This window comes from Enterococcus sp. DIV2385 (genome assembly GCF_051711925.1).
Taxonomy (GTDB): Bacteria; Bacillota; Bacilli; order Lactobacillales; family Enterococcaceae; genus Enterococcus; species Enterococcus faecalis.
On sequence record NZ_JBIONV010000001.1, the window covers coordinates 2,221,414 to 2,234,168 of the forward strand.

Annotated in this window: 13 protein-coding genes; 3 read left to right on the forward strand and 10 right to left on the reverse strand. The window is 37.1% G+C overall.

Annotated elements, in window-relative coordinates:
• Positions 1 to 57: 57 nt before the first annotated feature.
• Positions 58 to 972: a Gfo/Idh/MocA family protein gene (locus tag IGM04_RS10715; RefSeq protein WP_086317997.1), complete on the reverse strand. Its 915-nt coding sequence runs from the start codon at positions 970 to 972 to the stop codon at positions 58 to 60.
• Positions 973 to 1,178: 206 nt separating this feature from the next.
• Between IGM04_RS10715 and IGM04_RS10720 the strand changes: the two genes are divergently transcribed.
• The 3 genes from IGM04_RS10720 (at position 1,179) to IGM04_RS10730 (ending at position 3,212) form a co-directional block, all read left to right on the forward strand.
• Positions 1,179 to 1,934: an exodeoxyribonuclease III gene (locus tag IGM04_RS10720; RefSeq protein WP_002382506.1), complete on the forward strand. Its 756-nt coding sequence runs from the start codon at positions 1,179 to 1,181 to the stop codon at positions 1,932 to 1,934.
• Positions 1,935 to 1,967: 33 nt separating this feature from the next.
• Positions 1,968 to 2,501: a 3'-5' exonuclease gene (locus IGM04_RS10725; RefSeq protein WP_010713133.1), complete on the forward strand. Its 534-nt coding sequence runs from the start codon at positions 1,968 to 1,970 to the stop codon at positions 2,499 to 2,501.
• A gap of 120 nt (positions 2,502 to 2,621) precedes the next feature.
• Positions 2,622 to 3,212 carry a hypothetical protein gene (locus IGM04_RS10730; protein WP_010827703.1) on the forward strand — a complete coding sequence of 197 codons (591 nt, stop codon included), beginning with the start codon at positions 2,622 to 2,624 and terminating at the stop codon, positions 3,210 to 3,212.
• Between the two features lie 99 nt (positions 3,213 to 3,311).
• On the opposite strand, the gene IGM04_RS10735 is transcribed toward IGM04_RS10730, so the two are convergent.
• From IGM04_RS10735 to dltC, 9 genes are all read right to left on the reverse strand, one after another.
• The gene (locus IGM04_RS10735; RefSeq protein ID WP_010827704.1) at positions 3,312 to 4,994 is read right to left on the reverse strand and encodes an FAD-dependent oxidoreductase; all 1,683 of its coding nucleotides are present in this window, start codon (positions 4,992 to 4,994) and stop codon (positions 3,312 to 3,314) included.
• Between the two features lie 96 nt (positions 4,995 to 5,090).
• Positions 5,091 to 5,654 carry an alkyl hydroperoxide reductase subunit C gene (gene ahpC, locus IGM04_RS10740; RefSeq protein WP_002367212.1) on the reverse strand — a complete coding sequence of 188 codons (564 nt, stop codon included), beginning with the start codon at positions 5,652 to 5,654 and terminating at the stop codon, positions 5,091 to 5,093.
• 240 nt (positions 5,655 to 5,894) lie between these two features.
• On the reverse strand, positions 5,895 to 6,584 hold the full coding sequence (locus IGM04_RS10745; protein WP_002381418.1) for an O-methyltransferase: 690 nt from the start codon (positions 6,582 to 6,584) through the stop codon (positions 5,895 to 5,897).
• Positions 6,585 to 7,196: 612 nt separating this feature from the next.
• Positions 7,197 to 8,201, reverse strand: a complete 1,005-nt coding sequence (locus IGM04_RS10750; protein ID WP_002356394.1) for a lipoate--protein ligase — start codon at positions 8,199 to 8,201, stop codon at positions 7,197 to 7,199.
• Between the two features lie 32 nt (positions 8,202 to 8,233).
• A complete protein-coding gene (locus tag IGM04_RS10755; RefSeq protein ID WP_086317996.1) occupies positions 8,234 to 8,974 on the reverse strand; it encodes an MBL fold metallo-hydrolase in 741 nt (246 codons plus the stop codon).
• A 145-nt stretch (positions 8,975 to 9,119) separates the two neighbouring features.
• Positions 9,120 to 9,911, reverse strand: a complete 792-nt coding sequence (locus IGM04_RS10760; RefSeq protein ID WP_002372324.1) for a DUF975 family protein — start codon at positions 9,909 to 9,911, stop codon at positions 9,120 to 9,122.
• 20 nt (positions 9,912 to 9,931) lie between these two features.
• The gene (locus IGM04_RS10765; RefSeq protein WP_002367214.1) at positions 9,932 to 11,014 is read right to left on the reverse strand and encodes a M42 family metallopeptidase; all 1,083 of its coding nucleotides are present in this window, start codon (positions 11,012 to 11,014) and stop codon (positions 9,932 to 9,934) included.
• A gap of 212 nt (positions 11,015 to 11,226) precedes the next feature.
• A complete protein-coding gene (gene dltD / locus IGM04_RS10770) occupies positions 11,227 to 12,501 on the reverse strand; it encodes a D-alanyl-lipoteichoic acid biosynthesis protein DltD (protein ID WP_002356390.1) in 1,275 nt (424 codons plus the stop codon).
• Complete coding sequence (gene dltC / locus IGM04_RS10775; protein ID WP_002356389.1) at positions 12,501 to 12,737, reverse strand: D-alanine--poly(phosphoribitol) ligase subunit DltC; 237 nt, start codon at positions 12,735 to 12,737, stop codon at positions 12,501 to 12,503. The genes dltD and dltC overlap by 1 nt, the downstream gene beginning before the upstream one ends.
• Positions 12,738 to 12,755 lie beyond the last annotated feature (18 nt).

The window sequence follows — 12,755 nt, forward strand, 5'->3', positions numbered from 1 at the left end:
TCTTTTCAAAATATCTGTCTTATTCTAGCATGATAGAAAGAAAGTTGCTAGTCCTCTTTAAAGAACATGCCGTTGTTGTTGGCGTAGCATTTCTTCACATAACGCATGACTTTCATAGACTTTTTCTTGTTTTAACTCTTGCTCTTGCGGTTTTTTAATGGCCTGGATGAAAGCAGTAACCATTTGGTAAAAACCTCTTTTTTCCAATGTTGGCGTCCAATCTCCCATCTCTTTTACTTGGTATTCTTCTTCTGTTTGGATGGTCAAATGCGTTAAATTTTCCAAGCGATAAGTACCTGTGGGGCTGGTGACTTCAAAAGTTTCAGTATTGGCCCCAGAGTGTAAATCCATGGAACAAACAATCGTTGTCTGTTCGGTTTCTAATTGTAAAATTGCTCGTTTTAAATAACCGTTTTCTTCCACTAATTTTGACTGCACCACGTGGAGCGGTCCTTCCGCTAAATAAACTGCGGTATCAACGACATGTAAAAATAAATCATACATCATAAAACTTGTTTCTCTCGTTGTATTGATGCGGTTCTTTTTAATAAAAATAGTTTGTTTTTCAGGAATATTTTTCAATACTTCCGTATAAGGGGCAAAACGACGATTGAAACCAACCATCAGACACAGATTTTTTGCTGCTGCCAATGCTTGTAATTCTTTGACTTCAGCAAGCTCTTCACTTAAAGGTTTGTCCACAAAGACGTGAATACCAGCCTGTAATAATTGGCGAACGACTGCACCATGCACTTTTGTGGCTACATGGACAAAACAAGCATCAATCTTTGCTTCAATCAATTCTTCTATGGTCCCAACGATTTCTGTAAAGCCATACTGATCAGCGATTTTTTGTCGTGTTTCTGGGTTTCTAGTTGCTAACACAAACTCTGCCAAATGGCGGCATTCACTATAAGTTGGCAAATACGCTTTTTGTGCAATATTTCCTAAACCAATGACTCCAATTTTCATTCGTTTGTCCTCATTTCTGCTCTTTTTACTATTTTATCATAGACTACTTCTTTCCAAAAATCAGTCATTTTCTCTTTTTCTTTTCAAGTATTTAAAACTTCTTTAAAAAGTATTAGAATAGAAGAAAGCACCAAGCGACCTTTTCTTTGGTTCTGGTTTGCACTGAAACGAGCAAAAGCGTTTCTTATTTGAAAGGAGTTTCAACAATGAAATGTATTTCTTGGAATGTCAACGGCTTACGAGCGGTTGTTAAAAAGAATTTTATGGATGTTTTTAATGAATTAGATGCAGATTTTTTCTGTTTACAAGAAACAAAATTACAAGCTGGGCAAATTGATTTAGAACTTCCTGGCTATCATCAGTATTGGAATTACGCCGAAAAAAAAGGCTATTCTGGCACAGCAATTTTCGCTAAAGAAGAAGCGTTAAGTGTTCGCTATGGCTTAGGTATCGAGGCTCACGATCAAGAAGGCCGCGTGATCACGTTAGAATATCCAGAATTTTTCATAGTTACTTGCTACACACCAAACTCACAAGCTGAACTAAAGCGTTTAGCTTATCGAATGACATGGGAAGATGCTTTTAGTGCCTATTTAAACGAATTAAATCAAGAAAAACCCGTAATTCTTTGCGGTGATTTAAACGTAGCTCATCAAAATATTGATTTAAAAAATTGGAAAACCAATCAAAAAAATGCGGGGTTCACGCCTGAAGAACGGCAAAAATTTACTGAGTTATTAGACAGTGGTTTCACTGATACATTCCGTTATTTTTATCCAGAAGCTGAGGGCATCTACTCATGGTGGAGTTATCGCTTTAATGCACGAAAAAATAACGCAGGTTGGCGGATTGACTATTTCGTTGTGTCAGAATCCTTGAATGAACGTTTAGTCAGTGCTAAAATCCATACAGATATTCTTGGTAGTGATCATTGTCCAGTGGAAGTTGTACTTGATTTTTAAGTGTTACTCAACGCGTTGAAAGGAGTTTTTTTAATGAACTTTTACGCTTTTGACTTTGAAACAGCTAGTTATGATAAACATAGTGCCTGTTCCATTGCAATTGTTAAAGTAGAAAATAGTCGGATTGTGGATGAATTTTACACGTTAATCAAACCAGAAACACCTTTTTTCTGGCGAAATACGCAAATTCACGGCATTCATGAATCAGATGTTGCCAATGCGCCCAAATTCCCTGAAGTATGGCAACAAATTCAGCATTGTTTTCAGCCAAATCGGTTAGTGGTCGCTCACAATGCAAGTTTTGATTGTAGCGTTTTGGCTGGCTGTTTAGATTACTATGGCTTAGAACAACCTAATTACCTTTCTTTATGTACTGTCAAAACGAGTCGCAAACTGTTTCCTGAATTTCCTAATCATAAATTAAATACCGTTTGTGAAAACCTCAATATCACTTTAAATAATCATCATGATGCTTTAGAAGATAGCCGTGCTTGTGCCGAAATTCTTTTACAGCAAGAACAACGATTTGGGGTTGAACCTTTAAAAAAATTAGTATTGGTGAAATAATCCAGTTCTTGTTTCCAGCGAAGGCGTTATCTCTTTCATTGGCTAGTTGGCAGGAGATAACGTCTTTTCTTTTACATAACTTTTCCGCTAAAACAAAAATTTTTCAGAAAGGACGCGATGATGTATTCGATTCTTTACTTATTCACAGACTCTCTCAAAAATGCGTGGCGCTCAAAAAACCAATTTAGTACGTTGATTCTTATCTTTATTATTAGTTTTCTGACTTTTTCTGCTCTATTATTGACTTTGTTGTTTTCTCGATGGCTTTCACAAATGATTCTTCTTGATAATTATGCAGTGATTCCTCCCTTGAAAATTTTCAGAGGTTTGGCTGGAATCAGCGCTGGAACACTCTTTTTCTTCCTGATTAGTTATATTTGCCGAGCTTTCTTCCTAACTTTTTTAGAGCAAAAAAACGACTTACTGATCTTAGCTCTTTTAGGTACGACAAAATTACAAATTTTAATTAGCTATGCCTTACAACCCATCTATTATTTGATTTTTGTTTTGCCTTTAGCTGCTTTTCTAGCTAATAAGCTCATTCAACAGTTTATCCATGATTTTTTCAGCGAGGTGCCTGGTTTAATGCATATCGATAGCTACATGCAAGGTATCTTTTTACCACTAACAGGAAGCCTATTGTTCATTTGCTGTTGTGTCTTTTTAATTCTTTTTAGGAAACTCAATCGCTTAATCAAAAAAGGTACTTGACTAACTATGCGAAAAAAGTGAGAAATACATCATCTCGACGTATTTCTCACTTTTTTGAATGACTTAGGTCTTTAGGCTATTTACTTTTTTCCGCCTCTTTTAAGCCAAGGCTTCAATAATTTCGGTCATTGTTTTTGAACCAAAAATCATTTGTTCGCCATCAATCAGCATTGCTGGAACGCTCATAATTTTCTTTTCTTTTTTCAACTCTGGAAATAGACTAATGTCCACCATTTCTGCTTCAACATGAGGATTAATTGATGCAATCCGTTGGCAAGCGGCCACGACATCGGGACAGAAATGACATGTTAGTGAAACAAAGATTTCTATTTTTCTTTTTGGCAATGCAAGTATGTTCTTTTGCAGACTTGCTTCTAACGGCTGCCCCTCGCTGCCGACATTATAAACCGCCAAAACCAACGAGTTTACTTCATGTCCACTAGGAATACCACTAAATTTAATTCCTGTATAGTTTCCTGCCGCATCTAAGAGCACAACGCTAGGCATTTTTTCAATCCCATACAGCAATTCTTTGGCTGGCTCAGTATCTTTCAAAATCGTTTCTAAAGTAATCTTCTGATCCAGACTTGCAAATTCTGTTAAGAATGACTGAAGTTCCAATGATTTTTCATCACTTGCATCCAAAAACTGAAGCAATGTCACTTTTTTGGTTAGTTTAGCGAAAATACCGCTTAATTGTTGGCGCATACTTTCTGGGAACCACTGATGCTTACCAGTAACTTTCGCTGGCTGTTTTTCTTTTGATTGCTGACTGTTTGTTTCAGGGGCAGATTGATTAGCTAATCGTTCAGTCATTCGCTTCGTTACAATCGGTTGGCCCGCCTGTGTTTTTTGTTCTGTCACGTAACGTTGCGCATGAGTGGCGGCAATTGCACCGTCTGCAACCGCCGTCACAATTTGACGTAATTCTTTTATTCGTAAATCTCCTGCTGCATAAACGCCAGGAATATTGGTTTCCATATTCTCAGTTGTTGGCACATACCCACGGTCTAAGGCAATTTTCCCTTCAAAAATTTCTGTACTTGGTTTATTTCCAGCAAAAACAAACAGACCAAATGTACTGTCTTTTGGTGCTTCATAAACCGTTTCTTCTCCCGTCTGGTTATTGACAAACACAGCTTTCCGGACAAAATCATCTCCCGTAATTTCTTTCACTTCTGTGTTATAAACAATCTTAATTTTCGGGTGATTTTTGGCCGCCTCCGCAGTTAATTTTGCACATGTAAAATCGGGTTCTCGGATAATCATCGTTACTGATTTACCGTAACGTGTCAAATAAACGGCCTCTTCCGCTGCTGCATAACCGCCACCAATCACAAAAATATCTAGGCCTTGGAAAAACTCCCCATCACAAGTAGAACAATAGGCCACGCCGCGTCCTGTAAATTCACTTTCACCAGGGAAACCAATTTTACGAGCAGAGGCCCCTGTCGCAATCAATACTGCATATGCTTGGTAGGTTTGACTCGCCGATTGAACAGTTTTTATCGTTTGACTAAAATCAACATCAATAATCTCGTCTTTTGTAAAAGCTACACCGAAGTCTTGTGCTTGAATGCGCATTTCTTCCATTAGTTCTGGACCTGTTGTGTGACGAATCGCTGGATAGTTCACAATTTCAGAAGTCGTCGTTACCTGTCCGCCAATTTTGTCTTTTTCAATAATTAAGGTATCCATCATTGCGCGACCTGCATAGATACCTGCAGATAAAGCAGCTGAGCCGCCACCAATAATAATCAAATCGTAGATTTCTTCTGTCACTTGCTTCTCCTCTTTCTTCTGTGTTTCAGAAAAAGAGCTGAACAAAACATTTTCTCTGTTTTATCCAACTCTTTGACCTCTATTTACAAAGCGAATTTAAATTTTACCAACTAAATCTAAGCTTGGCGCAATTGTTTCTTCTCCTGGTTGCCAATTGGCTGGACAAACTTTATCACCATGTTCTGCTACAAATTGAGAAGCTTCTAATTTACGAACAAGTTCTTCAGCATTACGACCAATACCCATGTCGTTGATTTCATAAGATTTGATGTCCCCTTCTGGACTCACAATAAATGAAGCACGGTAAGCCATTCCAGAAGCTTCATCTAAAACGCCAAAGAAACGAGCAAGTTGACCGTTGGGATCGGCTAACATTGGATATTTAATTTTTCCAATCGTTTCTGTAGCGTCAGCCCATGCTTTATGCACATAATGACTATCTTCTGAAACAGAGTAAACCTCACAATTTAATTCCTGTAAATGCGCATAATGCTCTTGCATATCCCCTAATTCCGTAGGACACACGAAAGAAAAATCAGCTGGATAAAAGAAGAAAATACTCCATTTTCCTAAAATATCTTCTGTTGATACTCGTGTAAATTCACCATCGTGATAGGCATCACATTCAAAGTCAAAAAGTTTTTGATTAATTAAATTCATTGTCGTTCCTCCTCTGTTTTTTTACTCTTTAAGGATAACAGTTTATAATTATTCCGTCAATAGAATAATTATAAACAAACGAGGTTTTATTAACACATAATACTGTCCTATTGAGAATTCTATGATTATCATTCTCAATTAGAAATAGTGAGATAACTTTTTAAATAACATAAAAAAGAAAGCGAATCATTAAAAGAACTTGCTTTTTAACGATTCGCTTTCTTTTTGTGAAGACATTCTTTAACTATCTAAAATAATCGTTTCTTTCTCTTTGGTAATTAAAATAACTCCATCACCGAGAGGAACTAAAGTAGAAGTTAAATCAGGGTGAGCCATGACTACATCTAAAAATTGGTTTAATTTACGATGAATCGCTCGATTTTTTTTCGGTACTTCCTCAGCAGGGTCTAAAATTGTCCCAGCTTGAAATACATCATCCACCATTAAAACGCCGCCAACTGGTAGCAACCGTAAACATTCAGGTAAAAATTCAATGTATTTTGATTTGGCACTATCCATAAAAATAAAGTCATAAGGTCCTTCCAACGTTGGTAGAATCTCAGCTGCTTGTCCTTCTAAAAGAGTGACCTTTTCTTCTAAGTCTAGGCGTTGGTAGGTTTTCTTCGCTTTTTTTATCATTACGTCAAAACGATCAATCGTGGTCACGTGACCATCTTCACCGACAAATTGGGCCATCAAGCTTGAAGAAAAACCAATTGCTGCCCCGATTTCTAAAATATTTTTGGGCTTTAGTTGTCCTAGCAAAAATTGTAGAAAAACTACTGTTTCGTGCGGAATAATCGGTACCCCTGCTTCATTGGCTTCCGCCTCCACTGCACCTAATTCTCCGGGAAGTTTCTTTTGTTTTGTACGCATATACTCAACCAATTCTGGTTTAACGACTGGTCGATGCATCATTTCGTTTCTCATCACTTTCGCTCCTTTTCGTCCCTTTATTATACGAAGTCCTTGTTCCTCTGTAAAGGATTGAAATAGGATTCTTATTATTTGTTTGAAAATAACATGCACATTCTTAACTTCCTAGCTAAGTGCGGATTACTTCTTGTAAGCACATTTTTTCTTTGTTTCTGCTATTTTTTATTAAGTTTTATTCAGAAAACGTCAAAAAGTAGCCCTCAAGAACATACCTATTGATTTTTTCTCGTTATTTCTTATAAAAATATTTCTACATATGTTAATATTTTCCCTTAAATCACTATTAATTCTTGCTAATTCAAGCCCCAAAACAAGCCTATAACCTTGCTAAAATAAGAAACGTCAAATTTTACTACTTTGTCTGTAAAAATTTGATATCACAAAAGAAAGGAAATCTTGTATACTCTTTACAGATAGTGATTTATAGTGAAGCACATAACCAAATTCCCGGATTTGACTTGGTTCAAGTACATATGCAGGCGAGCTATTTGATAGTTCCCTGATAAAAATCGTTTCGACGATTTTGCACATAGCACTACCTTTCTAAAAGCTAAAAATTATTTTTAGCTAGAAAAAAGACAACCGTTTGAAACGGCTGTCTTTTTTTTAATAAATTAACCCAAGCAAATCTTCTTTTTCGATATTGCCAAAGTATTTTTTAACGTCAATTTGATCAATGGCTTCTTCTAAAGAAGCTTTATCATATTTCACGCCGGTTAAAATATCTTCAACATCTTTAATTTCACCAAGACCAAAGAAGTCCCCAAAGATTTTAATTTCTTGAATGGCACCATCCGCCACATTCATTTTCATTTCAATTGAGCCAATTGGAAAACGATGGCGACGTTCTAAGTTAAATGCAGGTGATTTACCATAATTCCAATCCCAATTGCGATAGTATTGCTCTGAAATTTTGTTAATAGCCGCCCAGTCTTGATCAGTTAATTCATACGTTTTAACTTGGTCGATCGAATCTACGCCGAAAATTTTCAAAAGAATTTCTTGGCGGAATTCTTCCGTTGTCATCTCTTGTTTATCTTCAGATAAAAATGGTTTAATGTTTGTTACCCGTGAACGAACAGACTTGATACCTTTAGATTCGATTTTATCTTTCCGTACTTTCAATGTATTTACAACTTCATCAATATCACTATCAAACATTAAGGTTCCATGTGCAAACATGCGGCCGTTGGTAGCGTACATCGCATTTCCTGAAAACTTCATATCATTAATCACTAGGTCATTGCGCCCTTTTAATTCGGCACCTTCAACGCCTAAGTCGTGCAATGCTTGAATAATTGGTTGGGTAACTTTCGCAAAATCACGGAAAGAGTTGCCGTCATCTGGCATAATAAAACTAAAATTCAAATTACCATGATCATGATAAACGGCGCCGCCGCCACTTAAGCGACGAACAACATGAATGCCGTGCTCATCTACATATTCTTTGTTAATTTCTTCAATTGTATTTTGGTTACGGCCAATAATGATTGACGGCTCGTTAATGTAAAATAAAAGAATGGGCTCATCTAAAGGCATTTCTGTTAACAAATATGTTTCAATTGCTAAGTTCACTCGTGGGTCATTATTTTCATTCGGTACAAAAATCACAATCGGTTCTCTCCCTTGGTATAGTTACTTTTTTAAATCTCAACTGTTAAATCTGGTTGGGCTAATGTCACTGGAATTTCCGTTCCAGCATAGTTTTGCGCTTCTTTCCGTAGTTGTTCCAATGACCCATGCTGTGGTAAATGGGTCAACATCAATTGTTTGACTTGTGCTGCTTTGGCAATTTCACCCGCTTCTCTTGACGTAAAATGTGCATGATGTCGTTCATTACCTTCAAATAAGTACGTATCCGCTAAGAATAAATCCGCGTCTTTTGCAAAGTCTTCAAAACTTGCTAAGTAACCAGAGTCTCCTGTAAAGACAAAGACTTTGCCGGTCGCTTTTTCAACAATCCGCATCGCGTAACAAGTGACAGGATGAATCGTTTCCATGAAAGTAATTAAAAATGGTCCTACTGCCAACTCTTCTGCTTCAAAATACTCTTTCCCTTCGGAAACGTTAGGAAGCGTTAGTTCTTTGAAATGCATTTGATCTTGTGTATGGCCATATATTGGCAAAATAGGCGTCGGTTCCAGCGTTGGATAAAGCTGACGATAATATTGTAAAACACCTAAATCTGCGATATGGTCATGATGGTAATGCGACAGAATGACAGCATCTAATTTCAATGGATCTAGATAGTTTTCTAAACGCACTAATGTCGTACTGCCTGCATCAATAAGCAAATGAAAGCCTTCAGATTCTAACAAATAGGAACTCGTTCCTTCTCCTTTGTATGGATAAGCACCTAAACAGCCTAAGACAGTCAATTTCATGTGTGGACAACCTCCTTCAATACGATACTTCCATGTTACCATAAAATAACGGAAAAACGAGGTTAAAACGCTTAAATTTTCACAAAAAGACCAAAGAAAAAACCTGAACCCTTTGTCGAGATAACGAAGGATTCAAGCTTCTTTTTTATTCTTCGGCTAAACCTTTTTCTTCTAAGGCAGTTTGATAAAAACTAGCTAACGCTACATAGTTATAAGGAATCACCCATAATAGACCGATACCAATAGCTAAAAAGCCCACAATATACCAACCAATAAAAGAAAATTGTAAACATAAATATTGCCAAAAACGATTTTTCATTAAATATAACGCCTGTTTCAATGCCATCATAATTGGCAGTTCTGGATTATCAAAACGTAGCCACACAGCAAATTGAAAAACGCCACTCACAAATAAGCCAATTAAAAAGATTAAGATAGAGGCAACGCCAAACGCTAGGAAAAAGGAAAAATCATTTAAGAAAAAGGTCTGAATTTCCTCTGGTGTAACTGTATTAAACATCAATTTGAAATACAAGGTTGTCCCTGCTCCAAATAAAATTGGTAACAAAAATAACAAACCAATTACACGTTCAAGTACTTTTTGAAGTAGGTTGACCACAAATAGCGGACCATAATATTTTCCTTGAAAAACACTCATTAAAATATTGACCCGCACCTTTTCACCACGTAACACCTTCAAGGCTGCGTAATATAGCGCATAACTTAACGCGAATAAAACAAAAATTTGCAGTAATACTGCGGCAAAACTACTTTGAAAAACTTGATTTTCACCAGAAAATAAATTTTGCACAATCGATGTTAAGAAGCTCTGTAAAACCACTCCTAAGAAAGTTAACCAAGCCATGATCCCCCATTGCCCATCAAGGGCTCTGCGAGCATTGGCACGATGTTGCGAATTTGTTACTAAACTTTTCATTCATTCCATCCTTTCTGAAACTAATAACTAGTCAATTTAGCGACTGTTTCTTTATCTAGACGTTTCACCACTTCTGTGACTAATTTGACTGTGTTGAAATAATCATCTTCATGAATAACTGAGGTATGTGAATGCAGATATCTAACAGGCACCGTGATGGCTAATGATGGAATCCCGTTGCGCGTTAAATGCATGCGGCCAGCATCCGTACCTCCCCCTGTAATCACTGTATATTGGAAGGGAATGTTATTTTCTTCCGCCACTTGAATAACAAAATCACGTAATTTTTTATGCGGAATCATTGATGCATCATAAATCAAAATTTGTGGCCCTTCACCTAAAACAGAGTCGGCTTCTTTAGGTGTCATTCCTGGTGTGTCACCAGCTGTTCCTGTGTCTAAAGCAAACGCTATGTCTGGATTCACAAGATGCGTACTTGTTTGCGCACCGCGTAGCCCCACTTCTTCTTGCACATCACTGCCTGCAAATAAAATATTGGGGTGCCCTTCTGTCGCTAAATTTTCTAAAACTTTTAATGAAACGGCCGTACCAATTCGGTTATCCCACGCTTTTGCCAATAAAAATTTTGTATCATTCATGCGACGATAGTCAATATATGGTGTCACCATATCTCCTGGATGAATCCCCCATTCTGCAACTTGTTGATCGCTACTTGCACCAATATCAATAAACATATCTGCAATCTCATAGGGTTTGTTACGAACTTCCGCTGTTAACACATGCGGTGGTTTAGACCCAATGACACCATGGTAAACCTTACCAGTCGTGGTTTTAATCTGAACTTGTTGGGCCAACATCACTTGCCCCCACCAACCACCAACGGTTTGAAATTTTAAAAAGCCTTTTTCTGTGATTTGGGTAACCATGAAACCGACTTCATCCATATGCCCAGAAATGTAGACTTTTGGTCCTTCTTTATCACCAACATTTTTTGCAATAATACTGCCAAGGCCATCATATAAAAATTTATCCGCATACGGTGCTGCATACTTTTTAAATAACGAACGTACTTCGTCTTCATTCCCAGCAATCCCTTTAGCACTTGTTAAATCAATTAACATTTTTTCTTCTTTTGCATCCATAAAAATAACTCCCCTCAAAAACCAATTTTATCCATTATACCACGAACTAAAAAAATACTTACAAAAAATAAATTGAGCAACGTTCTCCACTAAAAATAAACGAAAAAACAGCCTGCACGCTCGTTATTCAACGGCAGGTACAGGCTATTTTCATTGTTACGAAGCGCTTCTAGTCCGCTTCAGATAATTGGTACTTGATCCATCTTGCCTTCTTAAAATTGAGGTAAGACCAATGGATTTTGTTGTTGCCAATCTGTCTGATAAAAACGATCATCAATTTGATACGCTAACTTTTTAGACGCAGGTTGTTTCATAAATTCATCTACTTGACGATCAACAGCGAGCCAACCACGCCAACCTAAATGAATCGTGTCCGCCATAAAGTAGCGTTCATTACTACATGTTGAGAAGTCAGCAATGTTAGTAAACCCTTGCTCTTGAAGTTGATATTTCAGCTTGCGTGCTACTTGTTGCAACATATCTTGTGACAAGCCCGTATAGTCCGACCAACGTTTGTTAACAGGTGGGATTACAAATAAAACATCGACATTTTTTTCTGCTAACTGTTCTAACGCAGCTTGGAAATCACCATATTCTGGAGAAAAACGGTAATCCCATTTCTTTTGTGAATGAGCTAATTTCGGTAAAACTGGTTTAATCCGTTGGCGATAAAAACCGTTACTAATTTCAAATTTATTATTATTAATGGCTTTTGCCGCAATTTTTCCAGCTAGCTGATCTAATTCATTAAAATTATAAGTAGCAGGTAATTGTTTCATATCTTTTTCAACAATTGGTTCTCTGCTAACCATGCCAATTTGGCTAAACAATTCATCTTCACGATTCAAGAAACGGAGATTCATTATAAAATAATCTCGTTGAGAGCGTTGGGGAAGTTGCCCTGCCTGCAGATTTGCCAAGGTTTCCATTAAGACTTTGTCTTTTTGAACAACTGGAAATTTGGTCAAACGTTGTGCTAGATATTGGTCACCGCTGGTTAATTCGGTTAAATTAGCTAACCATTGATAGGTTTGTAATTGTGAATAGTGTGCACCAAAACTATCATTAGGTACACCCTTTTTGACAAACCATTGCGGAGATAAAATAAAGACCGCTTTCTTATTGGCAATCGCATCGCCCATCGAATGAATGACCATTGCTTGGGTTAATGACTGTGTGCCCGCTTCTCCTAGTAAAAACGGTCGGTAGTTCCGTTGATACTTTTCAGAGAGCACACTAGGGTGGAAAGCACTAAATCGACTTAATTCAGAAGAGCCAAAAAAAGGAACATATTTACCAGAAGCCACTGCTTTGTTTTTAATCACATTGCCTTTTAAAACGTTCGGTGCCATTGACGTTGATGCTTCCTTCAACGTTTTTTCGGAAGTTAAATTGATTCTGAACGGTGCAAAAAAGAACACTGCAACCAAGACCGCTGAACAAAGCACTGGACCTAAGATTCTGATTAGTCGTTTTTTTCTAGACATTATTGTAAAGCTTCCACTTGTTGAATGATTTGTTTTGGTGTTCCCCATACTTCACGGTCAAAGTCTGATACAGGAACTTGGATTCCTAATTGTCCTTCAATTTCTACTAATAATTGAACCGTCGCTAAAGAGTCCAATAATCCTTCTTCAAATAATTGAATGTCTTGATTGTTCACAACTTCGTCTGTTCCTGTAATATCTTCTAAAATGTTTAATACTGTTTCTTGAATGTTCATTATAAATTGCCCCTTTAT